Here is a 26,235-nt window from a genome sequence, read left to right on the forward strand (position 1 = left end):
ACTCAGAATGGAAAATATCAGGTGAAGTTCGTAAAGTATTTATTGATCCTTGCAGTGTGTTGCATTTTGCTTGGAGCAGGCTCGGTCTATGGTTTGTACAAATACATAGAGCCCCAGCTGCCCGACGTTGCCACACTGAAAGATGTGCGTTTGCAGACGCCTATGCAGGTTTACAGCGCCGACAATGAGCTGATTGCTCAGTATGGCGAGAAGCGCCGTATTCCGCTGAAACTGCAGCAAATCCCGCCGGTGATGGTGAAAGCCTTTATCGCTACCGAAGACAGCCGCTTCTACGAGCACCACGGAGTCGATCCTATCGGCATCTTCCGTGCGGCAAGCGTGGCGCTGGTGTCCGGGCATGCGTCACAAGGGGCGAGTACCATCACCCAGCAGCTGGCGCGTAACTTCTTCCTCAGCCCTGAGCGTACGCTGATGCGTAAGATCAAGGAGGCTTTCCTCGCCATCCGCATTGAGCAGATGATGAATAAAGACGAAATCCTTGAGCTCTATCTGAACAAGATCTACCTCGGCTACCGTGCGTATGGCGTGGGCGCCGCAGCGCAGGTTTACTTCGGCAAAACCGTTGATCAGCTGTCGTTGAGCGAAATGGCGATGATTGCCGGCTTGCCTAAAGCCCCTTCAACGTTCAACCCACTGTATTCACACGAGCGCGCGTTACAGCGCCGCAATGTGGTGCTGGGTCGCATGCTGGACCAGAATTACATCACTCAGGCGCAGTATGACGAAGCGCGCAACACCCCGCTGGAAGCCAACTACCACGCGCCGGAAATTGCGTTCTCTGCCCCTTACCTGACCGAGATGGTTCGTCAGGAGATGGTTAAGCGTTATGGCGACAACGCCTATAACGACGGCTTCAAAGTCACCACCACCATCACCCGTAAATTACAGTTGGCTGCCCAGAAGTCGGTGCAGGACAACGTGATGAACTACGATATGCGTCACGGCTACCGTGGCCCGTCGAATGTGTTGTGGAAAGTGGGCCAGAACCCATGGGACCACACGGCAATCGTCAAGTCCCTCAAGGCATTGCCGGTATATGGTCCGCTGTTCCCGGCAGTGGTTACCGAGGCGAACAGTGATGAAGCCACGGTCACCATGCGTGACGGCAGCAGCATCGCGCTGAATCTGGCGGGTATGCGCTGGGCACGTCCATACAAATCCGACACGGCACAAGGCCGCACGCCAAAATCGGTGACGGAAGTGGTTCAGGCCGGTCAGCAAATTTGGGTCTACAAAGTGGATTCCGGCTGGGCGCTGGGTCAGGTGCCGGATGTGAACTCCTCACTGGTTTCGCTGGATCCCCATAACGGTGCGGTTCGTGCGCTGGTGGGTGGCTTCGACTTTAATCAGAGCAAATTCAACCGTGCCACTCAGGCACTGCGCCAGGTGGGCTCGAACATCAAGCCGTTCCTGTACACCGCCGCGATGGACCGTGGGCTGACGCTGGCCTCTATCCTTAACGACGTGCCGATTTCACGTTGGGATGCGGGTGCCGGCTCTGACTGGCGTCCGAAGAACTCACCGCCAACCTACGATGGTCCAATCCGCTTGCGTCAGGGTCTGGGACAGTCGAAAAACGTGGTGATGGTGCGGGCTATGCGCGCAATGGGCGTCGATTACGCGGCACAATATCTGCAGCGTTTTGGCTTCCCGGCACAAAACATCGTTCACACCGAATCGTTAGCGCTGGGTTCCGCGTCCTTTACCCCGCTGCAGATGGTGCGCGGTTACTCCGTTATGGCTAACGGCGGTTTCCTGGTTGACCCTTACTTCATCAGCAAGATCGAAGATGAGCAAGGCAACACCCTGTTTGAAGAGAAACCGAAGGTCGCCTGCCCGGAGTGCAATCTTCCGGTCATTTACGGCGAAACCAAGAAAGCGGTCGCTCTGAGTGAAGACAGCGTGGAAAACGTTGCCGTCTCGAAAGAAGGTGAAAAGACCGCCGTTCCTCAGCCGCAGCTTGAGCAGGTTTCGCAGAAGCAGGCCGAGCAGGATGGCGAGCAGCAATACGCGCCTCACGTGATCAACACGCCGCTGTCGTTCCTGATTAAGAGTGCAATGAACTCGAACATCTTCGGCGAGCCAGGCTGGATGGGAACCGGCTGGCGCGCAGGTCGTGATTTAGGTCGCAACGATATCGGCGGCAAAACCGGGACAACCAACAGCTCGAAAGATGCCTGGTTCTCTGGTTATGGCCCTGGCGTGGTGACCTCGGTGTGGATTGGCTTTGATGACCACCGTCGCGATCTGGGTCGCACCACGGCGTCGGGTGCGATCAAGGATCAGATTTCAGGGTATGAAGGCGGCGCGAAAAGTGCTCAGCCTGCCTGGGATCAGTATATGAAAGCTGCGCTGGATGGCGTGCCTGTTCAACCCCTGACTCCGCCGGAAGGCGTGGTGACGGTGACCATTGACCGTGGCACCGGCAAGCTGGCGAATGGCGGTGGCAACACCCGTCAGGAATACTTCATCGATGGCACCCAGCCTACCGAGTACTCCGTGCATGATGTCGGCACCACGCTGATGGATAACGGCCAGAGTCATGAACTGTTCTGATCGTTAAGCCAACAAAAAGGGACGCGCCGTTATCCGGCGCGTCCCTCTTAATCAACGAAAGCGGGCCTGGTGCCCGCTTTTTTAATAGCGAATGCGGCCCTGCTTCACCAGCCATTCACGGACCAGGAACAGCGCACTGACGTTACGCGCCTCGCAGAAGTCCGGTTCTTGTAACAATCCCAGCAGGTTATCCAGCGGCCAGCGCAGCTGCGGAAGGGGTTCAGGTTCATCTCCCTCCAGCTTCTCTTCATAGAGCTTTTCCGCCACCACGATATTCATTTTGCTGGAGAAATAGGACGGTGCCAGCGTCAGTTTACCCAGCGTTTCCAGCGTTTCCGCGCCGAAACCCGCTTCCTCTTTCAGCTCACGGTTTGCCGCTTCAAACGGGGTTTCGCCTGGGTCAATCAACCCTTTTGGAAAGCCGAGTTCATAGCATTCCAGCCCCACCGCATACTCCTGGATCAGGATAATGTGGTCGTCGATAATCGGCACGATCATTACCGCTTCGCGGTCAGTGGGTTTCATCCGCTCATAGACTCTACGGGCACCGTTACTGAATGCCAGGTCTACGGCCTCAACGGTGAACAGGCGCGAGCGTGCCACGGCTTCCACATTAAGGATTTTGGGTTTCTGCAGTTGTCTGGTCATAGTGGCCCCAGGAAAAAAGCCAAAAAATGAGCGTCATAGCCCGTAAGTCACGGCATATTGACCGTCGTACCCCCATTGTGCGGCACCGGAGTGGGGATGCCAATCATCGCATGGATTATTTTACGTAGTTATAACAAATGCGCGTCGGCTAGCATGAAAAGTTTTAAAAAAAGTCAATCAGGACCAGTAAAAATAGGATTATGCCGATACTGATGCGGCAAATGGGTTGATACCATCACAACAGGGAATCTTATACTAATAATCTAATTTTATGATTTTGCGCGCTATTTTTGTATACACAGCGGATTGCCAGAGCCGTCTAAACCCGCCACAATGTCGGTAACGATATGATCAAAGCCGGGTATCATCATAATGACGACGGGAGCATCGTGGCAGGAATGAGGGAAGCATGAGCACAATAGTCATTATATTGGCTGTAATGCTGGCCTGCTCGATGGGAGCGGGATGTTTCTTTTGGTACGCTATGCGGCATCGCCCGCCGTTGGCGAAACCACTGCCATTCATCAGTCCTCCATTTCGTAAACTGAGCGACGACGAGCGCAAAGCCGTTGAGCGCTATATCAGCCTGCTTGAAAAACATCGCGATAACACCTTACCCGGTGGTACCAGCAGGACAGCCGAACCGCTGGTCCTCACCTCGCAAAGCAGCAACGTCTACCCTGTCACCCGCTCGATTACCCGCTACGGCCTCTCCACTGATGATCCCAACAAATGGCGTTACTACCTGGATGCGGTAGAAGTGCATTTGCCGCCGTTGTGGGAACAGTATATTGCTGAAGAGAACTACGTTGAGCTGATCAAAACGCAATCCATTCCGCTGGTCATTTCGTTAAATGGCCATTCGCTGGTGAATTACGTTTATGAACAGCCCGCGCTGGCCCCGGCTATTCGCCCGGTGTCGCAAAACGCCTCGATCAGGAAAGAAGAGAGCGAAAACATTGAGCTGGTCAGCGTGCGCAAGGAAACCGCCGAAGAGTATGCCCTGAGCCGCCCGGACGGCACGCGTGAAGCGTCCGCAATCTGCATCGCCTTCCTGCTGTTCTTTGTCAGTCTGGTCGGCCCTGAACTGTTGATGCCGTGGCTGGTGCTGGCTGGCGCCGCGATGATTGCGGTAAGCTGCTGGTTCCTCTACCGTCGTCCTGGCGAAAAAGATCTCCGCGAAATTCACTGCCTGCGCGGCGCGCCTAAGCGCTGGGGATTGTTCGGCGAATCGAACCAGGGACAGGTCAGCAATATTTCACTGGGCATCATTGACCTGATTTACCCGCCACACTGGCAGCCCTACGTCTCTACTGATTTGGGCCAGTCGACTGAAATAGATATTTACCTGAACCGCCAGGTTGTCCGCCAGGGGCGTTTCCTCTCGCTGCAGGATGAGGTGCGCAACTTCCCGATTCAGCGCTGGAAAAAGAATCTGGTGCTGGCGGCAGGATCGTTACTGGTAATGGTGCTGCTGGTTGCGTGGATCCCGCTCAGTATGCCGCTCAAGCTGAGCCTGGCGTGGTTAAAGGGCACCGAAAGCGTTCAGGTTCAGACGGTCAACGATCTGGAAAAAATGCCGCTGCATATCGGTGACAGCCTGAAGGTCAACGGCGAAGGCATGTGTTCCATCCCGGCAACCTATCAGGGCAACCGCACTTACGCCTTTATGCCGTTCGACTGCTCGGCAGTTTACTGGAATAACGCCGCTCCCCTGCCCCAGCCGCAGTCCGACATTATTGATAAAGCCACCGCGCTGCTCAGCACCACCAGCATGCAGCTCCACCCGCAAAGCAACACCGATCCAAAGCTCAACCCACAGCTGGCAACGGCTATACAGAAATCCGGCATGATCCTGCTGGACGATTTCTCGGACATCGTCCTGAGAACCCAGGAGTTATGCAGTCAGGATCAGGATTGCGTACGGCTGAAGAATGCGCTGGTTAACCTCGGCAATGCCAAAGACTGGGATACGCTGGTGCGCCGGGCGGATTCCGGCTCGCTGAACGGCATGAATGTGCTGCTGCGCCCGGTCAGCGCTGAAGCGCTGGAAAATCTGGTGAATACCGCCACCTCTTCGTTCTTCTACCGCGAGACACGCCGTGCGGCGGAAGCGCTGAACAGCCCACCGCCAGGCGGCTTCCTGATCCTCAGCGATGAAGGCCGGCAGCTAGTGAACCAGCAGGCACCGAGCGTTTCACTGTTTGATTTCAATGCACCCGACCAGTGGCCCGAGCTGCAACGTCTGGCCGGCATGCTGCTGCACACCCAGTTTTACGCCAGCGGCATCGTCACCAACATCACCACCGATGCAAACGGCACCCGTCATATTGCGCTGCACAGCGCACCGGACAAACTGACGCTGTGGCGTTATCTGGGCACCAGCCTGCTGCTACTGGTGGTTACGCTCAGTTTTGTGATCAACGGCCTGTTGGCGTTGAAGCGCATCCACGGTAATCGCCAGCGCCTGATTGCCATCCAAACCTATTACGACAAGTGCTTCAGCCCCTCGCTGAGCACCAGCCAGAGCATTCGCCCGTTATTCTGAGCCGGTCAGTTTTATGCTATTTTTAAGGCTGACAAGGCGAATGGCCTCCCCTTCTGACTCCCCTGATTATCCTGCGATGAAGCGCCTTGAATTCCAGCGATTCACCCATACATAGGGGTATTCCCATCAAGGAGCAGCGATGAAAGAGAAATCCGCAGAGGCGATTCGGCTGGATAAGTGGCTGTGGGCCGCTCGCTTCTACAAAACCCGTTCTGCGGCGCGCCAGATGATTGAGGGTGGCAAAGTCCACTACAACGGTCAGCGCAGCAAGCCGAGTAAAATCGTTGAGCTGAATGCTGAACTGACGCTCCGGCAGGGAAATGATGAACGCACCGTGATCGTGCTGGCCATCAGCGAACAGCGCCGCCCGGCGGTGGAAGCTCAGCTGATGTACGAAGAGACGGCACAAAGTATTGAGAAACGGGAAAAGATAGCGCTGGCGCGAAAAATGAACGCGCTGACCATGCCGCATCCCGACCGCCGCCCGGATAAAAAAGAGCGACGGGACTTAATGAAATTTAAAAATTCTGGCGACGAGTAATCCGCCCAAACGAGAGAGAATCATGGCTCATCAAGATCAAATGCACCGTTACCTGTTCGAAAACCATGCCGTGCGTGGCGAACTGGTTACCGTTTCCGACACCTGGCGTGAAATCATCAAAGGCCACGACTATCCGTTACCGGTGCAGAAAGTACTGGGCGAACTGCTTGTTGCCACCAGCCTGCTGACCGCCACGCTGAAGTTTGACGGCGATATCACCGTCCAGCTGCAGGGCGATGGCCCGCTGAACCTGGCGGTCATCAACGGCAACAACCGCCAGGAAATGCGCGGCGTTGCACGTATGCAGGGTGAAATTGCGGCAGAAAGCACGCTGAAAGAGATGGTCGGCAACGGCTACCTGGTGATCACCATTTCCCCGGCGGAAGGTGAGCGTTATCAGGGCGTGGTAGGGCTGGAAGGCGAGACGCTGGCGGAGTGCCTGGAAGATTACTTTATGCGCTCTGAACAGCTGCCAACGCGCCTGTTTATCCGCACCGGCGAAATCGAAGGCCAGCAGGGCGCAGGCGGGATCCTGTTGCAGGTGCTGCCAGCGCAGGATGCTAACCCGGATGACTTCACCCATCTGGCCACGCTGACCGAAACCATCAAAACCGACGAGCTGCTCGGCCTGCCGGCGAATGATGTGTTGTGGCGCCTGTATCACCAGGAAGAAGTGACGATTTTCGATCCGCAAGACGTTTGCTTCCGCTGCACCTGCTCGCACGAGCGCTGTGGCGAAGTGCTGGCGACGCTGCCTGAAGCCGAAGTGGACGAAATCCTTGCCGAAGATGGCAAAATCGACATGCACTGTGACTACTGCGGCAGCCACTATACCTACGACGCGGTGGATATTGCGGCGATTCGTAACGGTTCTTCCGCGAGTAACGATCAGCTTCATTGATGCGACTCGCGTCGCAAACTGATGCGTTAATATGCACGAAATGGTCAGGCCTTAACCGGCCTGGCCCTGCACCTTCCTCTCTTCACGCGCTGCTTCTCATTTCTGCTGCTTTTGCCTTTCACTGCATCTTCACACGTGTAGACTGCGCGCGATCGTGTTTTCCGCATGAGGATGGATATGCGGAACATCACGGTTAATGGTCTTCCATTACCCTACACTACGTTGCAGCACAGAGCCGATAAAGGAGCAGTAACATGCGTGATCTGACCCCGCAGGACCTCGTCGCTTATGGCATCACGGACACGGTTGAAATCGTCCATAACCCCGATTATGAAACGCTTTTTCACGAAGAAACCCGTCCAGGACTGTCCGGTTGTGAACGAGGCATTCAGACACAATCTGGCGCCATTGCCGTCGATACCGGCATTTTTACCGGCCGCTCACCCAAAGATAAATATATCGTCCGCGATGACACCACCCGCGACACCCTGTGGTGGAACGATCGGGGCGAAGGTAAGAACGACAACCAGCCGCTCTCTGAGGAAAACTGGCAGGCCCTGAAATCCCTCGTCACGAAGCAACTGTCACACAAACGCCTGTTTGTGGTGGATGCCTGGTGCGGCGCCAATCCCGATAGCCGTCTTTGCGTGCGTTTTATCACTGAAGTGGCCTGGCAGGCGCACTTTGTGAAAAACATGTTTATCCGCCCGGATGACGCCGCGCTGGCCACCTTTGAGCCGGACTTCGTGGTGATGAACGGCGCTAAATGCACCAATCCACACTGGCAAAAACAGGGGCTGCACTCCGAGAATTTTGTTGCCTTCAACCTGACGGAACGTATTCAGCTGATTGGCGGCACCTGGTACGGCGGCGAAATGAAGAAAGGCCTGTTCGCCATCATGAACTATCTGCTGCCGTTGAAGGGCATTGCTTCGATGCACTGCTCGGCGAACGTCGGCGAAAAAGGCGATGTGGCGGTGTTCTTTGGCCTCTCCGGCACCGGTAAAACCACGCTTTCAACCGATCCGCTGCGCCAGCTGATCGGCGATGATGAACATGGCTGGGACGATGACGGCGTGTTTAACTTTGAAGGCGGCTGTTATGCCAAGACCATCAAGCTGTCTGAACAGGCTGAACCGGAAATTTATCAGGCGATTCGACGCGACGCCCTGTTGGAGAATGTGGTGATCCGTGCCGATGGCACCGTGGATTACGATGACGGCAGCAAGACCGAAAACACCCGCGTCTCCTACCCGATTGAGCACATCGATAACATCGTGAAGCCGGTCTCTAAGGCGGGCCACGCCAGTAAAGTGATCTTCCTGACTGCCGATGCGTTTGGCGTGCTGCCGCCGGTTTCACGGCTCAGCCCCGATCAGACCCAGTATCACTTCCTGTCGGGTTTCACCGCCAAACTGGCGGGCACCGAACGCGGCGTGACCGAACCTACGCCGACCTTCTCCGCCTGTTTCGGTGCGGCCTTCCTGACGCTGCATCCAACGCAGTATGCCGAAGTGCTGGTGAAGCGGATGGAAGCGGCCGGTGCGGAAGCCTATCTGGTCAATACCGGCTGGAACGGCAGCGGCAAGCGCATCTCCATTAAGGATACGCGGGCGATTATCAACGCCATTCTGGGCGGTGAGCTGTCGACAGCCGAAACCGTGACGCTGCCGGTGTTTAATCTGCAGATGCCTGTCGCGCTGCCGGGTGTGGATAGCCATATTCTCGATCCGCGAAACACCTGGAGTGATGAAGCCGAGTGGCAAGGGAAAGCCAACGATCTGGCCCAGCGGTTTATTGATAACTTCGATAAATACACCGATACGCCGGCCGGTGAGGCGTTAATCAAAGCCGGTCCGCAGCTGTAATTCAAAAAGGGCTTAGTCATCGACTAAGCCCTTTTTTTACAGACAGATTTAACCGTTACGCGACGGGCGGTGCCGGCAGGCTGTTGGCCGGTGGCAAAGGCAGATAGGCACGAATGCGCAACCCACCGCGATCGCTGTCACCAATCTCCAGCGATCCCTGATGCGCGTCGATAATACGCTGCACAATCGCCAGACCTAATCCCGTTCCGCTGGTGCTGCGGGCGCTGTCTCCGCGCACAAACGGCTGGAACAGGTGCTTCAGCTGATCGGGCCGGATGCCCGGACCATCATCTTCAACCTGGAACCAGGCGCGCTGCAACTCGCTGCCGCTGCTGACCTTTATCCAACCGTTACCATAGCGGGCGGCGTTCACCACCATATTGGCCACCGCACGTTTAATGGATAGCGGGTTGATATCGACCATCAGTTCGCTGGTCATCACCTCGTTCTCAATCTCACGCTCATAGCCGCTTTCCGCCGCGACCACTTCGCCGAGTACGCCATTCAGGTCCGCACGCTCAAACTGCATCTCCTGGCCGGTACGCAGATAATCAATAAACTGCTCGATGATGGCGTTGCACTCTTCGATGTCTTTATTGATCGACTCAGCAAGATAGCCATCTTCCTGAGACATCATCTCGGTTGCCAGACGGATACGCGTCAGCGGCGTTCGCAGGTCATGACTGACACCCGCCATTAACAGCGTGCGGTCATCGGCCAGCTGTTTAACGCCAGACGCCATCTGATTAAACGCCCGGGTAACCGAGCGCACTTCTGACGCTCCGTACTCTCTCAGCGGCGGCGGAATAATGCCTTTACCCACCTGGATTGCGGCGTGCTCCAGCTCCACAAGGGGTCGATTCTGGATGCGGATAAACAGCCAGGCACCGCCAATCGCTAACAGCATGATCGCCAGCGTGTAGCGGAACAGCGGCGAGAAGTCCCCCTGATGAATTTCCGTCAGCGGCACCCTGACCCAGATATCCGGCGACAGCCAGGTTTTCAGCCACACCACCGGGGAGTTTTTATTCACCTCGACGCGAACGTCGGTCGGCCCACCCAGTTGCTGCGCCATCTGTTGGCTGAGGAATTCGTAATGCTGCGCCCAGCGCAATCCGCTCTCTTCCGCCGCCGCATTGGTATACAGCGAAATGCCTAACTCGCGGTATATCTCACGGCGGAATGCAGGTGGCACCTCAAGCTGCGTGCCATCCTCCAGCTGTAACCGATCGGTCATCAGCATTCGCACTTCATACGCCAGCACTTTGTTGAACTGCTGCAGGCTTGGCAGGATGGCAAAGTTCAGCACCACCAGATAGGTCGTGACCAGACTGACAAACAGCAGGGTCACGATCAACAGCAGCGTACGGGCAAAGGAACTGCGGGGAGAGAAGCGGATCCGCCTCATGCCTTACTGCCGTCCGGCACGAAGACGTAGCCCAGGCCCCAAACGGTCTGGATATAGCGTGGGTGCGCCGGATCTTCTTCCACCATGCGACGCAGGCGGGAGATCTGCACGTCAATCGAACGTTCCATCGCACTGTATTCACGGCCACGCGCCAGGTTCATCAGCTTATCGCGGGACAGCGGTTCACGCGGGTGGCTGACCAGCGCCTTCAGCACGGCGAACTCGCCGCTGGTGAGTGGCATAGGCTCGTCTTCACGGAACATTTCACGCGTGCCGAGGTTCAGTTTGAACTTACCGAAAGCGATCACCGCTTCTTCCTGCGACGGCGCGCCCGGCAGTTCATTCGCCTGACGACGCAGAACGGCACGGATACGGGCCAACAGCTCACGCGGGTTAAACGGTTTTGGAATGTAGTCATCAGCGCCGATTTCCAGGCCAACGATACGATCCACTTCTTCGCCTTTCGCCGTCACCATAATGATCGGCATTGGGTTGCTCTGGCTGCGCAGACGGCGGCAGATAGACAGGCCATCTTCGCCAGGCAGCATCAGGTCCAGCACCATCAGGTGGAAGGATTCACGCGTCAGCAGACGATCCATCTGCTCAGCGTTCGCCACGCTACGCACCTGGAAACCCTGTTCGGTCAGATAGCGTTCCAGCAACGCACGTAAACGCATGTCGTCATCCACGACCAGAATTTTGTAGTTCTCTTGCATGTCGATACTCCCAAAGGCGCAATTGCCCGAGCTATTATTTTCAAAAAAGATGCCTGAATGTAACAGTCAATAATGGTTTATATTCTAGCCGAAATTGTTACAAAGCATATTAAACAGCAGCTTATCTTTAATTTTGGCGGAAAAACCTGCGCTAATGCACAGCTTTTCAATGCCGAATAGTCAGAACAAACAAACAGTAAGCGCGGGCAGAAAAATGCAGAAGGGATTTGCATCAGTGCGCGCCGCACAACAAAATAGTCGCAGCATTCCCGTGAAAGAAATGGATTACGATGAAAACCCAACTGATTACCCGCGAAGGTTACGACAAGCTGAAGCAGGAACTCGACTTTCTCTGGCGGGAAGATCGGCCTGAAGTGACCAAAAAGGTGACCTGGGCGGCCAGCCTCGGTGACCGCAGTGAAAATGCCGATTACCAGTACAACAAGAAACGGCTGCGCGAGATTGACCGCCGCGTGCGCTATCTCACCAAATGCCTCGAGCAGCTGCGCATCGTGGAATACTCGCCGCAGCAGGATGGCAAAGTTTTCTTTGGTGCCTGGGTCGAGATTGAAAACGACGCGGGCGACGTGAAGCGTTTTCGCATCGCCGGCTACGACGAGATTTTTGGCCGCAATGACTACATCTCAATCGATTCACCGATGGCCCGCGCGCTGCTGAAGAAAGAGGTCGGCGATTTGGCGGTGGTGCCTACGCCGGTTGGCGATGCGCACTGGTATGTGGTGGCGATCGACTACGTTAAACAATCCTAATCACGCGGATGTGGGCGCTGAGTGTCGCCCGGCGACTGGCAATTTCCGCCTGCAATCCGTATAACTGTCCGCTGTCTATAAGCCATAAAGTAACCGATGATGAAAGATTCGCTGAGCCGCATTATTGCAAGTGAGCTGCAGGCGCGAGCAGAACAGGTTGATGCCGCTGTCCGTCTGTTGGATGAAGGGAATACCGTGCCGTTTATCGCACGTTATCGTAAGGAAGTGACCGGCGGGCTGGATGATACCCAGCTGCGTATGCTGGAAACCCGCCTGAGCTACCTCAGGGAGCTGGAAGAGCGACGCCAGTCGATTCTGAAATCCATCGGCGACCAGGGCAAGTTAACCGATGAGCTGAGCACCGCCATCAGCAACACCCTGAGCAAAACCGAACTCGAAGACCTTTACCTGCCTTATAAGCAAAAGCGCCGCACGCGCGGAATGATTGCGCTTGAAGCCGGTCTGGAACCGCTGGCCGACACTCTGTGGCAAGATCCTTCACACGACCCTGAGCAGCTGGCCGCGACCTTTGTCGATGCCGATAAAGGCGTTGCGGACACCAAAGCCGCCCTTGATGGCGCGCGCTATATCCTGATGGAACGCTTCGCTGAAGACGCCTCGTTGCTGGCCAAAGTGCGTGACTACCTGTGGAAACATGCCCACCTGGTGTCGCGCGTCGTCGACGGCAAACAGGAGGAAGGCGCGAAGTTCCGCGACTACTTCGATCACCACGAAGCGCTGGCCACCGCACCATCCCACCGTGCGCTGGCGATGTTCCGCGGCCGCAATGAAGGCATCCTGCAGCTGTCACTGAATCCCGATCCGCAGTTCGATGAGCCGCCACGTGAAAGCCACGGCGAGCAGATCATTATCGATCACCTGCAGCTGCGCCTGAACAACGCACCGGCTGATGGCTGGCGTAAAGCGGTGGTCAGCTGGACCTGGCGCATCAAGGTGCTGCTGCACCTCGAAACCGAGCTGATGGGCACCGTGCGCGAACGCGCCGAAGATGAAGCGATCAACGTCTTTGCCCGTAACCTGCACGATTTGCTGATGGCGGCACCGGCAGGCATGCGCGCCACCATGGGCCTCGATCCGGGTCTGCGTACCGGCGTGAAGGTGGCGATCGTTGATGCCACCGGCAAGCTGGTCGCGACCGATACCATTTATCCGCATACCGGCCAGACGGCAAAAGCCGCGGCGGCCGTGGCGGCGCTGTGCACAAAACACAACGTTGAGCTGGTTGCCATCGGCAACGGCACCGCGTCCCGTGAAACCGAGCGCTTCTACCTGGATATTCAACAGCAGTATCCGCAGGTCAAGGCGCAGAAAGTGATCGTCAGTGAAGCCGGCGCATCGGTCTATTCCGCCTCTGAACTGGCCGCGCTGGAATTCCCTGACCTCGACGTGTCCATCCGTGGTGCGGTGTCGATTGCCCGCCGCTTGCAGGATCCGCTGTCTGAGCTGGTGAAAATCGACCCGAAATCCATCGGGGTTGGCCAGTATCAGCACGACGTCAGCCAGAGCCAGTTGGCGAAGAAGCTGGATGCGGTGGTCGAAGACTGCGTGAACGGCGTTGGCGTTGATTTGAACACCGCTTCCGTGCCACTGCTGACCCGCGTGGCGGGCCTGAGCAAGATGATGGCGCAGAACATTGTCAGCTGGCGCGACGAGAACGGCCGTTTCCAGGATCGTCAGCAGCTGCTGAAAGTCAGCCGTCTGGGACCGAAAGCCTTTGAGCAGTGCGCGGGCTTCCTGCGCATTAACCAGGGCGATAACCCGCTGGATGCCTCAACGGTTCACCCGGAAGCCTACCCGGTGGTGCAGCGCATTCTGGCCGCCACTCAGCAGGCGTTGAATGACGTGATGGGCAACCCTACCGAGCTGCGCAACCTGCGTGCCGTCGACTTTACCGATGAGAAGTTCGGTGTGCCGACCGTCACCGATATCATCAAAGAACTGGAAAAACCGGGCCGCGATCCGCGTCCTGAGTTTAAAACGGCCCAGTTCGCAGAAGGTATCGAGACCATGAACGATCTGCTGCCCGGCATGGTGCTGGAAGGCGCGGTCACGAACGTCACCGGCTTTGGCGCCTTCGTCGATATCGGCGTGCATCAGGATGGTCTGGTGCATATCTCTTCGCTGTCAGATAAGTTCATCGATGACCCACACAAGGTGGTCAAGGCGGGTGATATCGTTAAGGTGAAGGTGATGGAAGTCGATTTGCAGCGTAAGCGCGTTGCGCTGACTATGCGTCTTGATGAGCAGCCAGGCGAAGGCAACGCTCGCCGTGGCGGCGGCGGCAATGCCGGCCGTGACAACGCGAAACCCGCTCAGGGCAAACCGCGTCCACGGCAGGCGGCTCAGCCCGCAGTCAGCAACAACAGCGCGATGGGTGATGCGCTGGCCGCGGCGTTCGGCAAGAAACGCTAAGCAACACGCGCGGATCTGCCGGTCCGCGCGTCATTTCACCTGTGTTTAGTTTCGCTCCCCTCAAGCTTGTTCTGCATCAATAAGAGCGTGAATCGTTCTCATTATAATTGCCACCGTTGAATATCACGGCGCCTCCCGCCGCCAGGTGGAACTATGCAGATCGTCCCGCAGCAGTACTATAAAATCGTCAGCTTCTCTCCCTCCGTCAGCGCCGCGTTCCGACAGAAACTGCTGGCGCTTGGGCTGTTGCCCGGCGCCCATTTTCAGGTCAAGCGCATTGCCCCGCTGGGCGATCCGGTGCAGATCGAAGTTCGCCGCGTCAGCCTGATGCTGCGGAAAAAAGACCTGGCTTTCCTGCAACTGGAGCCTCAGCGCTGAGGGGACGATGAAGATGAAAACCTGCACCATTGGCCTGATTGGCAACCCGAATTCGGGTAAAACCACCCTGTTTAATCAGTTAACCGGCGCGCGGCAGCGAGTAGGCAACTGGGCTGGGGTGACGGTCGAGCGCAAACAGGGGCAGTTCGCGACGCAACGCTATGCTGTGCAACTGGTCGATCTGCCCGGCACCTATTCCCTCACCACCCTTTCTGCCGACAGCTCACTCGACGAGCAGATTGCCTGTCACTACATGTTAAGCGGCGAAGCCGATCTGGTGATCAACGTGGTCGACGCCAGCAATCTGGCCCGTAACCTATGGCTGACTCAGCAGCTGCAGGCATTGGGCGTGCCCTGCATCATCGCTCTGAATATGCTGGATATCGCCGCCAGCCAGCAGATTGATATCGATATTCCTTCCCTTGAAAAGCAGCTCGGCTGCCCGGTTATTCCGCTTGTTTCCACTCGCGCGCAGGGCATTGAACAGCTTAAGCAGGCAATTGATGACCATTCACGGCGTGCCGGGCAGTTTGCGGTCAGCTATCCCGCCGGGATCCTCGCGCAGGTGGCCACGCTGAGTGACGCGATGCACGGCGAGCGATCGCCGGTACAACGCCGATGGCTGGCGTTACAGCTGCTTGAGGGCGATATCTACAGCCGCTCCCAGGCCAGCGACGCCGCAGCCTTGCTGCAAACGTTCCCTGACCTGGCGGAAGCGCCGCTGAAGATTGCGGCAGCCCGCTATCAGGCCATTGATGCGGTGTGTGACGCGGTGACCGTGCCGCATCGGGCAACCGCGCACCGGCTTTCAACCCGGCTCGACAGCCTGGTTCTCAACCGCTGGCTCGGCCTGCCGATTTTCTTTGGCGTGATGTACCTGATGTTCTTCTTTGCCATCAACCTTGGCGGCGCGCTGCAACCGCTGTTTGAGATCGGATCGGCGGCGATATTTATTCACGGCACGCAGTGGCTTGGGGCCATGGCGCACTTCCCGCTGCCGCTCACGTTGTTCCTGGCACAGGGCATTGGCGGCGGTATCAATACCGTGATGCCGCTGGTGCCGCAAATCGGCCTGATGTATCTGTTCCTCTCGCTGATGGAAGACTCCGGCTATATGGCGCGCGCGGCGTTTGTGATGGATCGTCTGATGCAGGCGCTGGGTCTGCCCGGCAAATCCTTCGTGCCATTGATTGTCGGTTTTGGCTGCAATGTGCCGTCGGTGATGGGCGCCCGCACGCTGGATGCGCCGCGCGAGCGCCTGATGACCGTGCTGATGGCACCGTTTATGTCCTGCGGTGCCAGGCTGGCGATCTTCGCCGTATTTGCTGCCGCCTTCTTCGGCAAAAGCGGCTCGCTGGTGGTGTTCAGTCTTTATCTGTTGGGCATTGTCGCTGCCATTGTGACCGGGCTGCTGTTGAAAAAAACCTTACTGCGTGGGGAAGCGTCGCCGTTTGTGATGGAGCTGCCGACCTGGCACGTGCCCCATCTGAAAAGTCTGCTGCTGCAAACCTGGCAGCGGCTGCAAAGTTTTGTGCTGCGGGCCGGCAAAGTCATCGTGGTGGTTAGCGTGCTGATTGGTGCGCTGAACAGTTTCTCGTTCAGTGGTCAGCCGGTGGACAGCATCAACGATTCGGCGCTGGCTACTGTCAGCCGCACCCTGACGCCACTGCTGTCGCCGATGGGTGTGCAGCCGGATAACTGGCAGGCCACGGTCGGCCTGGTAACCGGCGCGATGGCGAAAGAAGTGGTGGTCGGGACGCTGAACACGCTGTACACCGCTGAAGCCCTGCACGAGCAGCCGTTTGACGCTGCCAGCTTCAGCCTGACCAGTGAGCTGAAAGACGCGCTGACAGAAACCTGGGACGGGGTTAAAGAGACCTTCAGCCTGAGCGTGCTGCTGAATCCGGTTGAAGCCAGTAAGGGCGACGGCGAAATGGCGACCGGCGCGATGGGGGTGATGCACAGCAAATTCGGCAGTGCCGCCGCCGCTTACAGCTATCTGATCTTCGTGCTGCTTTACGTGCCCTGTGTGTCCGTGATGGGTGCCATTGCGCGGGAAAGCAGTCGCCGCTGGATGTTTTTCTCGATTGGCTGGGGGCTGAATCTGGCTTACTCGCTGGCAACCGCGTTTTATCAGTTGGCCACCTTTAGCGATCATCCTCAATCCAGCAGCCTGATTTTACTGGCCGTTGCCGCTTTCAATCTGCTGCTGTGGCTGCGGCTGAAAACCCTGACCTTACCGCCGGAACGTCTGTCATTGAGCGTCGTCAGCCACTCACCGTGTGCGGGCTGTACCAAAAGTGGGCGCTGCCACTGATTTCCCTGACGAGACGCTGAGCGTCTGGCCGTTGAAGTTGCGATTCTGCTTCAACGGTCTACAGTGAAAACTATCGTGCTGTGGATAAATGCGGCGGCTCACTGCATCTCAATGGATAACATTACTCCCTTACTCGACAAAATTTACGACGGCACCTTTCCCCTCGTCTGCAGGGAAAAGTTGGCGGATGCTATTCTGCGCACCCGCAACGAACTGAATCATCAGCGTAAAGCGCATTGGGATGAAAAAGACGTGGTGCTGATCACCTACGCCGATCAGTTCCGCGAGGCCGATACGCCCACGCTGCGCACCCTCTCACGCTTCTATCAGCAACATTTGCAGTCCAGCTTTACGTTGGTTCACCTGCTGCCCTTTTTCCCTTATTCATCGGATGATGGCTTTTCGGTGATTGATTACCATCAGGTCAACGGGATTTGCGGGGACTGGTCAGATATCGCCGAACTGCACGGCCAGACGCGATTGATGTTTGATTTTGTCTGCAACCATATGTCCGCCCACAGCGGATGGTTCAGGCATTTTCTGGCGCAGGATCCGGGCTGGGATGATTTCTTTATCAGCATGCCACCGTCCACCGATTTGAGTGCGGTCACGCGTCCAAGAACCTCGCCCTTACTGACGCCGTTTCAGATGGCGGACGGTCAAACCCGCTTTATCTGGACCACCTTCAGCGCCGACCAGATCGATCTCAATTTTGCCAATCCTGAAGTGCTGCTGAGCATGGTCAACGTGCTGTTGGATTATCTGGCAAAAGGGGCCGATTATGTCCGGCTGGATGCCGTTGGCTATATGTGGAAAACGCCCGGAACCTCCTGCATCCATCTGGAAAAGACCCACCTGCTGGTCAAACTGTTTCGCGCCATCGCCAATGCCGTGGCGCCAGGCACGGTGATCATCACCGAAACCAACGTGCCGCACAAAGACAACATCAGCTATTTGGGCAACGGCCAGGATGAAGCGCAGATGGTGTATCAGTTTTCACTGCCGCCGCTGGTGCTACACGCCATTCACAACGGATCGGCACGCGCACTGAAACAGTGGGCAGCCTCACTTGATGGCTCTGGCGGCACGACGACCTGGTTTAATTTCCTCGCGTCCCACGATGGCATCGGCCTGAATCCGCTCCGGGGCATTTTGCCGGAAACCGAAATCGTCTCGCTGGTCAGGGATTTGGCGATGGAAGGGGCGTTGGTTTCGTATAAAAACAATCCGGATGGCAGCACCAGCCCTTACGAAATCAACGTCACGTATATGGATGCCCTGAACAAAAAAGACGATGACGACAGCACCCGGCTGCAACGATTTATGTTGGCCCACGCCCTGTTGCTGGCGTTTCCTGGCGTGCCTGCGCTCTATATCCAGAGCATACTGGGCTCGCGCAACGATATGGATGGGGTGAAAGCCGCCGGACATAACCGGGCGATTAACCGGCAGAAGTACAGCCTCAGCCAGATTGAAGCGGAATTAAGCGATACCCATTCGCTGCGATATCGGGTTTATCACGCACTCGCCAGCCTGGTGCAACTCAGAACCCGGCAAACCGCCTTTCATCCGGATAATCCCATGCAGGTACTGGAAGGTGATAACGCGCTGTTCGTTATGTATCGCTGGTCCGAGAAAGATCATCAGACGTTGCTGTGCATATATAACCTCAGCAACCGGGAGATCGCATATACGCTGCCGGACGCCCGACGCTATCGCGATATTATTACCGACAGGATTTTCGACGGTGAGAAACCACTGACGTTAACGCCGCTCTCTTATATGTGGCTGAAGAGCTGATGGGAATGCGGAAATAACAACAGGCAGGGAAACCCTGCCTGTTGAGAGAAATTCAGACCCCTGTTAAACCGTGCTACAGCGGCCTTTAACACCTGAAATTACTTATACACGTCGGCAGCAGCACTGAATTTACCGTGCTCACGTCCGGCGATCACCAGATAGTATTTCCCACCTTTTTCATCCGCTTTTTGAGACAGATCTTTTTTAGCATCCATCGGAGAAGTCGCTTCCGCGGTAGTGGTCACAGTACCAATTTTTTCGAGATTCATTGTTTTAACTTCTTCTTTGGTCACTTCTTTAGCCGCCATGGCCGTAAAAGAAACCGAGCCTACCAGCAGGCTAATCGCAACAGTTTTAAAGATTTTCATCAAAGACACTCCTGTATAGTTGTTAGGAATAAGCAATCGCTTGATGAGAATTCAGGGAGGGAAAAATGAGCCAACTCCCTGACAGCTCAGAGGTAATCAGTAAGCGATCCTGCTTACAGAGGTAATTATTACCCGTAATAAATAATTCGCCAGTTTTTGGCCAAAGTTTATGCGCTATTTTTCGAGCCGAAATCAATCAGTTGCTGGCAGAAAACCTCAGGATGGGAAATAAACGGCGCGTGCGCGGCTTTTTCCACAATCGTGGACTGGCTGGCAGGCCACGCGGCATCGAGCAACGGCACAATTTTACGCGGCACCAATCCATCCAGCGCGCCATAGATACGTAACAGCGGTACCGTCAGCGCTTTCATCTCTTCACGCAGGTCGACCGTGCGTAATATCTCCAGTCCGGCATCCAGCACGGCACTGTCGGGAGCCGGCAGATCCAGCACCACGCTTTTCAGCAAGCGGGCATCCTGCCTGGCGCTTTCGGTGCCCAGCGTTTGCAAGGCAAGGAAACGCTCGACGGTGCGCTGAAAGTTTTCACTGAGCTGCTGCTGGAAACCCGCCAGCGTCTCAGGTTTGATGCCCGGCCAGCCATCTGCGGCAGAAAACGCCGGCGAGGAGGCGACGGTGATCAATCCGCTGACGCGTTCAGGATGCAATAAGGCCAGCTTGCTGGCGACCAGCCCGCCTAAAGACCAGCCCAGCCACAGCGCTTTTTCCGGCGCCTGCGGCAACAGGGTGGCGACCATCTGCTCAACGCTCATTGGCGAAAAATCCCGGCTGCGACCGTAGCCTGGCAGGTCGACCAGGTGCAGACAAAAATGCGGACTCAGTCGCTCAACCACGTTTTGCCAGACATCGGCATTCAGCCCCCATCCGTGCAGCATCACAAGATTGCGATCGCCGGTGCCGATTGTCTGCCAGTAAAGCTGTGTCATCCGTTATTGTCCTGTTTTTGCCATGGAGGCCGCTATGCTACCAATGCCCACCACATGTTGGCTATGCCAGATGCCGCTGACGTTTGCCCATCACGGCATTTGCAGCGTTTGTCTGCGCCACCTTCCGCCGTTGCCCACCTGCTGTCCGCGCTGTGGCCTGCCGTCTGCCAGTGCCAGAAAGGAATGCGGCGCCTGCCTGCTGAAACCCCCTTACTGGCACCAGATGATTATGGTCAGCGACTGGCGACCACCGCTCAGTGACTGGGTGAAGCGGTTAAAATTTTACCAGGCCACCGCACTCTCAGCCATGCTGGCGAGGCTGCTTTTGCTAAGCTGGTTAGATGCGCGCCGGAAGCACAAGCTGCGCAGACCTGACCTGCTGCTCTGTGTACCCTTACACCCATCACGCGCCTGGCGACGGGGCTATAATCAGATGGATGACGTGACCCGCCATCTCGCCCGTTGGCTTAAATGCCGTTATGCCCTGGCTGGAATTTCCCGGCACAGGAAAACGCGGATCCAGCACCAGCTGCTGGCCACCGCCCGAAGACGAAATCTGCGTGGGGCGTTCAGGGTTGAAATTGCGGTGAAAGGCCTGCATATCGCATTAACAGATGATGTGGTCACCACCGGCAGCACCGTGGGAGAGATTAGCCGCATTTTGTTGGCCGCAGGCGCGGCCAGCGTGCAGGTATGGAGCCTGTGCCGAACCTTGTAGAGCGTCGGCGATGGGCGTAATATCGTTAATTAATTGTATAAACTATTGAGCAATCGCCATGATCCTAATTACTGATTCTGCGCAAGAGCACTTCGCAAAACTGCTGTCGAAACAGGAAGATGGCACACAAATCCGTGTATTCGTAATCAATCCAGGTACGCCAACAGCCGAATGCGGCGTCTCTTACTGCCCACCCGATGCAGTAGAAGCCACCGACACCGAACTGAAGTTTGAAAAGCTGTCGGCCTATATTGATGAACTCAGCGCCCCTTATCTGGAAGAGGCGGAAATCGATTTCGTTACCGATAACCTCGGTTCTCAGCTGACGCTGAAAGCGCCTAACGCCAAAATGCGTAAGGTGGACGATAATGCCCCGCTGATTGAACGCGTTGAGTACCAGCTCCAGGCGACCATCAACCCACAGCTGGCCAGCCATGGCGGTAAAGTTTCGCTGATGGAAATCACCGATGACGGTTACGCTATCCTGCAATTTGGTGGCGGCTGTAACGGTTGTTCTATGGTCGATGTGACCCTGAAGGAAGGCATCGAAAAAGAACTGCTGGTGGCTTTCCCTGAGCTGAAAGGCGTACGCGATCTGACTGAACACCAGCGCGGCGAACACTCTTTCTACTGAGTGGCATTAACGGGCGGATCCTTCCGCCCGTTTTCATTTCCGGTTTTACTCCCCCGCTTTCTTAACGGATTTCCCGCTTAGCTCACCCGCCTTGCGCCTGCGATTAATATCCTTAATCAGCCGGTTAACCCGCACATCGGCAAACATCTCTTCCAGCGTCATGCTGAGCTTTCTGCGCCAGTTCGGGTATTGATCGGTGGTTCCGGGCACGTTGACCGGCTTATCCATATCCAGCCAGTCCTCCGGTTGCAGACCCAGCAGCGCACTGTTGCTGTCGGCAATAAATCGCTGCATCCCGCGATTCAACTCCGGGGTCATTTTCATCACGCTGGCTTTTTTGCCGTTGCTTTTAGACAGGCAGCCATACTGATGCAAGGCCGTCAGCAGAGCCTGCTTCTGTCTGGCGCGATCCTGATACAGCCGGTGCAGCACCACTTTGTCCGGGTAGAGCCCAAGCCGCTCCCCTAATACCAGATCGCCGGCATTCCAGAAGCCGCGCAGCGTTGGCAAGTCGTGGGTAGTGGCACTCGCCATCGACTGACGGGGCCAGGCGGCGGGTGAATGGTACTGGTCCATATTCTGCTGCTCGAAGTACAGCACCTTCCAGGAGTAGATACCGCCATCTCGCAGCAGTGAGACGATCTCCTTCGGCACCGTGCCCAAATCTTCGCCAATCACCATGCACTGATTGCGCTGGCTCTCCAGTGCGAGGATTGCCAGCAAGTCTTCCACCGGATAGTAAACATAGGCACCGAAGTTGGCGGTTTCACCGTAGGGGATCCACCATAGCCGCAGCATCGACATCACATGATCGATGCGCAGCGCACCGCAGCTGGCCATATTCGCCCGTACCAGGTCGATAAATGGCTGATAGCCTCTGGCTGCCATAACGTGTGGATCCATCGGTGGCAGCCCCCAGTTTTGACCCAGCGGCCCCAGAATATCCGGCGGCGCCCCGACGGAAGCACCGAGGCAATACAGCTCCGGATCGCACCAGGTTTCCGAACCGCCTTCGGCCACGCCAACCGCCAGGTCACGGTATAAGCCGATCGGCATCTTGCGCTGCTGGCTCAGCTGCCAGCAGGCATCAAACTGCCGGTTTGCCAGCCACTGTAACCACAGCCAGAAGCGGATTTCACTCTCCTGCTGCTGGCAAAACTGCTGCACTTCTTTCGAGTGGGCCTGCTGCAAGGTCTTCGGCCACACGGGCCAGCCCCAACGATCGGGGTTGTCCGCCAGCATAATGCCGTGCAGCGCATCATAAGCCGCCTGCCAGTAGAGGCTGCTACCGCCTTCGGCGATAAAATCCTCAAATTGCACCACGTCGGGATCGCTATTTTTGCGCTGGGTAAAATGCTGCCACGCATGACGCAGCCCGCTGATTTTCAGCTCGCCAACCCGTGCATAATCCACCCAGTCACTTTCACGGGCTTTGGCCAGCTGCTTTTGCGTGCCTTTTTGTTGCCACCAGCGTTGCGCCGCTTTGCCCTGCTGGAAATCCGGCACCTCAGCCACAGCGATATACAGCACGTTCAGCCAGCGCCGGGACGAGGGACTGTACGGGCTGGCGCTTTCCGGGTTCGCGGGATACAGCGAATGGATCGGATTCAGGCCGATAAACGCGCCACCCCGATCGGCCACTTCCGCCAGCAAGCGTTTTAAATCGCCGAAATCCCCCATTCCCCAGTTCTGTTCAGAACGCACGGTATACAGCTGAACGCAGGATCCCCACAGTTTTTTGCCCTGCAGCAACGGCTCAGGTTCATAGCAGCGCTTAGGGGCCACAATGATCCGGCACTGCCACTGCTTTCCAGCCTGCTGAAGATGCAGCTGATGGTAGCCGAAGGCCAGATTGGCCGGCAGCCGGATCGCTTCCCCACCGTTCACCGTTCCGCTGTGTTCCCGCCCGTTCTCCATCATCAGCTGCCACTGATATTCGCCCTTTCCACCGACCGGCAGTTGCAGCAAACGCTTACGAATAAACACTTTGCAGGCCGGTACCGGCCCGGGTTTTTCTTTGTGCTTCCCCGACATCGCCGCCAGCAGACGCTGACGGATGGCCACGCTGACCTCTTCCGCCTCACCACGGGCGTTGATGTATTTTGTGGCGATCCCGGCGGCGGCGGCTTCCTGTTCAAATTTCTTTTTGTCCATTGCGGCTCCTTAGCGCTTCGCCTGCCAGATACGCTGCTGATAATCGCGGATTGAGCGATCGGAACTGAACATCCCGGTACGGGCAGTGTTCAGGATGGTGGCGCGGGTCCAGGCTTCCCGATCGCGCCACAGGGTTTCCACCCGCTTTTGCGCCTCGATATAGCTGTTGAAATCCGCCAGCACCAGCCAGGGATCGCCGCCCTTATCCAGGCTGTGCAGCATCAGGTCGAAGGCATGTTTATCACCATCGCTGAAGAAGCCTTTTTCCAGCTCCTTCAGCAGGCCATCAAGATGCTTATCCTTCTTACGCAGCTTTTTCGGTGAATAGCCGCCCGCTTTCAGCGCCTTCACTTCATACACCGAGTTACCGAAGATAAAGATATTCTCTTCACCGACCTGTTCGGCAATCTCAACGTTTGCCCCATCCAGCGTGCCGATAGTTAACGCGCCGTTCAGCGCCAGTTTCATATTGCCGGTACCGGACGCTTCATAACCGGCAGTGGAGATCTGTTCGGAAAGGTCCGCCGCCGGGATCATCAATTCCGCCGCCGTAATCCGGTAGTCAGGGATAAACACCACTTTCAGCTTGTCGCCTACCAGCGGATCGTTGTTGATTTTCTCCGCCACTTTATTGATGGCGTAGATAATATTTTTGGCGAGGTAGTAACCCGGTGCCGCTTTGGCACCAAACAGGAATACGCGCGGAACAACGTCTTTCTCAGGGTTTTCGCGCAGCGCTTTGTAGCAATGCAGGATGTGCAACAGACCCAGATGCTGGCGTTTGTACTCGTGCAGGCGTTTGATTTGCACATCGAACAGCGCATCCGGGCTGACCACAATGCCGGTCACCCGCTTGATATAGTCGGCCAGCCGCACCTTGTTATCGTGTTTGATCTGGCGATAACGCTTACGGAAGGCTTTATTATCGGCAAAGGGTTCTAGCCCTTTCAGCACATCCAGCTGATTGGCCCATTCGACCTTCAACGTCTCGTCGATCAGCCCGGCCAGCGCCGGGTTACACTGTTTTAGCCAGCGGCGCGGGGTGATGCCGTTGGTGACATTGTGGAATTTGTTCGGCCACAGCTGGTGATACTCGGGGAACAGATCTTTCACCACCAGCTCAGAATGCAGTGCCGCCACGCCGTTAACCGCAAAGCCACCGACCACGCAGAGGTTCGCCATCCGCAGCTGATGGTCGTAGAGCACCGCCAGCTTCTCCCACACCGCCTCTTCGCCAGGCCAGTGCTGCTCCACGACCTTTTTGAAGCGTTTGTTGATCTCGTTGACGATCATAAAATGGCGTGGCAACAGCGTGCGGAACAGTCGTTGATCCCAGCGCTCCAGCGCCTCCGGCATCAAGGTATGGTTGGTGTAAGCGAAGGTTCTGCTGGTGATGGCCCAGGCGTCGTCCCAGCTCATCTGATGATCATCAAGCAAGACGCGCAGCATTTCAGGAATGGCGATGGTGGGATGGGTATCGTTTAGCTGGATGACTTCATAATCCGGCAGCTCGGCGATATGGCGCCCGGCCAGATGATGGCGGCGCAGAATGTCGGCCACCGAGCAGGCACACTGGAAATACTGCTGCATCAGGCGCAGCTGCTTGCCTTCCTGATGATTATCATTCGGATACAGCACTTTGGTCAGCTTCGCTGCGTCAATCCCCTGCTGTTCAGCCTTGAGGAACTTGCCGTCATTAAATAATGTCAGATCAAAGGGATGCGCATGCGTGGCCTGCCACAGTCGCAGTGGCTGAGTGATGCCGTTGCGATAGCCGGTGACGGGCAGATCCCAGGCCTCACCACGCAGCGTAAACGCCGGTTCCCAGCGGGAGATGCCGCCCTGTTTAACCACTTTACCGCCCAGCCCAACGTTCACATCCAGCGCCGCGTTATGGCGGAACCACGGATAGCTGTTGCGCTGCCAGTCGTCCGGCGCTTCAAACTGCTGGCCGTCAACAAAGGACTGGCGGAACAAGCCGTACTGATAGTTCAGCCCGTAGCCGATTGCCGGTTGTCCCACCGTCGCCATCGAATCGAGATAGCAGGCCGCCAGCCGACCCAGCCCCCCGTTGCCTAATGCCGGATCGACCTCTTCTTCCAGCAGCTCGCTCAAATCGCACTGGTGCTTAGCCAGGCTGGCTTTAACCTCATCATACCAACCGAGATTCAGCAGGTTATTGCCGGTCAGCCTGCCGATTAAGAATTCCATTGAAATGTAGTTAACGTGGCGCTGTTTCCTGGTCGGTCTGGCCACCGGCAAGGCCGCCAGCATCTCGGCCAGTGCGCCGCTAAGGGCCTGCCACCATTGATGCTGCGTCATTTCACTGGCTGAAGCTAAACCAAGATGTTGCCACTGACGGGTAAGGGCCGCGTCAAAACGCGCCTGATTGAATTTCTGCTGCGACATACCGCTTCCTTATTAAAAGGGAAAAATGGCAAAGTGCAAACCGGCTTACGACTCTTACAGTTAAGACCGGAACAGAATAAATTGCTCGTTGAGGGAAAGATAA

Annotated in this window: 19 protein-coding genes; 12 read left to right on the forward strand and 7 right to left on the reverse strand. The window is 56.5% G+C overall.

Annotated elements, in window-relative coordinates:
* Positions 1-21 precede the first annotated feature (21 nt).
* The gene (gene mrcA / locus EBC_RS22675; RefSeq protein WP_013204199.1) at positions 22-2,577 is read left to right on the forward strand and encodes a peptidoglycan glycosyltransferase/peptidoglycan DD-transpeptidase MrcA; all 2,556 of its coding nucleotides are present in this window, start codon (positions 22-24) and stop codon (positions 2,575-2,577) included.
* An 81-nt stretch (positions 2,578-2,658) separates the two neighbouring features.
* On the opposite strand, the gene nudE is transcribed toward mrcA, so the two are convergent.
* Positions 2,659-3,225, reverse strand: a complete 567-nt coding sequence (gene nudE, locus EBC_RS22680; protein WP_013204200.1) for an ADP compounds hydrolase NudE — start codon at positions 3,223-3,225, stop codon at positions 2,659-2,661.
* 409 nt (positions 3,226-3,634) lie between these two features.
* Here nudE and EBC_RS22685 point away from each other — a divergent pair, with 409 nt between their 5' ends.
* The 4 genes from EBC_RS22685 (at position 3,635) to pckA (ending at position 9,083) form a co-directional block, all read left to right on the forward strand.
* Positions 3,635-5,773: an intracellular growth attenuator family protein gene (locus tag EBC_RS22685; protein WP_013204201.1), complete on the forward strand. Its 2,139-nt coding sequence runs from the start codon at positions 3,635-3,637 to the stop codon at positions 5,771-5,773.
* A 139-nt stretch (positions 5,774-5,912) separates the two neighbouring features.
* Positions 5,913-6,314: a ribosome-associated heat shock protein Hsp15 gene (gene hslR, locus EBC_RS22690; RefSeq protein WP_013204202.1), complete on the forward strand. Its 402-nt coding sequence runs from the start codon at positions 5,913-5,915 to the stop codon at positions 6,312-6,314.
* 22 nt (positions 6,315-6,336) lie between these two features.
* Entirely contained in the window at positions 6,337-7,215 is an 879-nt protein-coding gene (gene hslO / locus EBC_RS22695; protein WP_013204203.1) for an Hsp33 family molecular chaperone HslO, read from the forward strand.
* Between the two features lie 254 nt (positions 7,216-7,469).
* Positions 7,470-9,083, forward strand: coding sequence for a phosphoenolpyruvate carboxykinase (ATP) (pckA, locus tag EBC_RS22700; protein WP_013204204.1), 1,614 nt, complete (start codon positions 7,470-7,472; stop codon positions 9,081-9,083).
* Between the two features lie 55 nt (positions 9,084-9,138).
* On the opposite strand, the gene envZ is transcribed toward pckA, so the two are convergent.
* Together envZ and ompR are read right to left on the reverse strand one after the other, a co-directional pair.
* A complete protein-coding gene (envZ, locus tag EBC_RS22705; RefSeq protein ID WP_013204205.1) occupies positions 9,139-10,491 on the reverse strand; it encodes a two-component system sensor histidine kinase EnvZ in 1,353 nt (450 codons plus the stop codon).
* Complete coding sequence (ompR, locus tag EBC_RS22710) at positions 10,488-11,207, reverse strand: osmolarity response regulator transcription factor OmpR (protein ID WP_001157751.1); 720 nt, start codon at positions 11,205-11,207, stop codon at positions 10,488-10,490. Before ompR ends, envZ begins: the two co-directional genes overlap by 4 nt.
* 290 nt (positions 11,208-11,497) lie before the next feature.
* Here ompR and greB point away from each other — a divergent pair, with 290 nt between their 5' ends.
* The 5 genes from greB to EBC_RS22735 all read left to right on the forward strand — a co-directional run bounded on the left by greB (position 11,498) and on the right by EBC_RS22735 (position 18,905).
* Positions 11,498-11,977, forward strand: coding sequence for a transcription elongation factor GreB (gene greB / locus EBC_RS22715; protein WP_013204206.1), 480 nt, complete (start codon positions 11,498-11,500; stop codon positions 11,975-11,977).
* 96 nt (positions 11,978-12,073) lie between these two features.
* On the forward strand, positions 12,074-14,410 hold the full coding sequence (locus tag EBC_RS22720; RefSeq protein WP_013204207.1) for a Tex family protein: 2,337 nt from the start codon (positions 12,074-12,076) through the stop codon (positions 14,408-14,410).
* Positions 14,411-14,563: 153 nt separating this feature from the next.
* Complete coding sequence (gene feoA / locus EBC_RS22725; RefSeq protein ID WP_013204208.1) at positions 14,564-14,788, forward strand: ferrous iron transporter A; 225 nt, start codon at positions 14,564-14,566, stop codon at positions 14,786-14,788.
* Between the two features lie 13 nt (positions 14,789-14,801).
* Complete coding sequence (feoB, locus tag EBC_RS22730; protein WP_041692445.1) at positions 14,802-17,105, forward strand: Fe(2+) transporter permease subunit FeoB; 2,304 nt, start codon at positions 14,802-14,804, stop codon at positions 17,103-17,105.
* A 111-nt stretch (positions 17,106-17,216) separates the two neighbouring features.
* On the forward strand, positions 17,217-18,905 hold the full coding sequence (locus EBC_RS22735) for a sugar phosphorylase (protein WP_013204210.1): 1,689 nt from the start codon (positions 17,217-17,219) through the stop codon (positions 18,903-18,905).
* A gap of 98 nt (positions 18,906-19,003) precedes the next feature.
* On the opposite strand, the gene EBC_RS22740 is transcribed toward EBC_RS22735, so the two are convergent.
* Both EBC_RS22740 and bioH read right to left on the reverse strand, forming a co-directional pair.
* A complete protein-coding gene (locus EBC_RS22740) occupies positions 19,004-19,273 on the reverse strand; it encodes a YdgH/BhsA/McbA family protein (protein WP_013204211.1) in 270 nt (89 codons plus the stop codon).
* A gap of 167 nt (positions 19,274-19,440) precedes the next feature.
* Positions 19,441-20,217, reverse strand: coding sequence for a pimeloyl-ACP methyl ester esterase BioH (gene bioH / locus EBC_RS22745; RefSeq protein ID WP_013204212.1), 777 nt, complete (start codon positions 20,215-20,217; stop codon positions 19,441-19,443).
* 34 nt (positions 20,218-20,251) lie between these two features.
* Between bioH and gntX the strand changes: the two genes are divergently transcribed.
* Positions 20,252-20,935 (forward strand): DNA utilization protein GntX, encoded by a 684-nt coding sequence (gene gntX / locus EBC_RS22750; RefSeq protein WP_041692147.1) that lies wholly within the window; start codon positions 20,252-20,254, stop codon positions 20,933-20,935.
* Positions 20,936-20,993: 58 nt separating this feature from the next.
* The gene (gene nfuA / locus EBC_RS22755) at positions 20,994-21,569 is read left to right on the forward strand and encodes a Fe-S biogenesis protein NfuA (protein ID WP_013204214.1); all 576 of its coding nucleotides are present in this window, start codon (positions 20,994-20,996) and stop codon (positions 21,567-21,569) included.
* 45 nt (positions 21,570-21,614) lie between these two features.
* On the opposite strand, the gene malQ is transcribed toward nfuA, so the two are convergent.
* Complete coding sequence (gene malQ, locus EBC_RS22760) at positions 21,615-23,723, reverse strand: 4-alpha-glucanotransferase (RefSeq protein WP_013204215.1); 2,109 nt, start codon at positions 23,721-23,723, stop codon at positions 21,615-21,617.
* A gap of 9 nt (positions 23,724-23,732) precedes the next feature.
* Positions 23,733-26,132, reverse strand: a complete 2,400-nt coding sequence (gene malP / locus EBC_RS22765; RefSeq protein WP_013204216.1) for a maltodextrin phosphorylase — start codon at positions 26,130-26,132, stop codon at positions 23,733-23,735.
* Positions 26,133-26,235: the final 103 nt, after the last annotated feature.

The organism is Erwinia billingiae Eb661, assembly GCF_000196615.1.
Taxonomy (GTDB): domain Bacteria; phylum Pseudomonadota; class Gammaproteobacteria; order Enterobacterales; family Enterobacteriaceae; genus Erwinia; species Erwinia billingiae.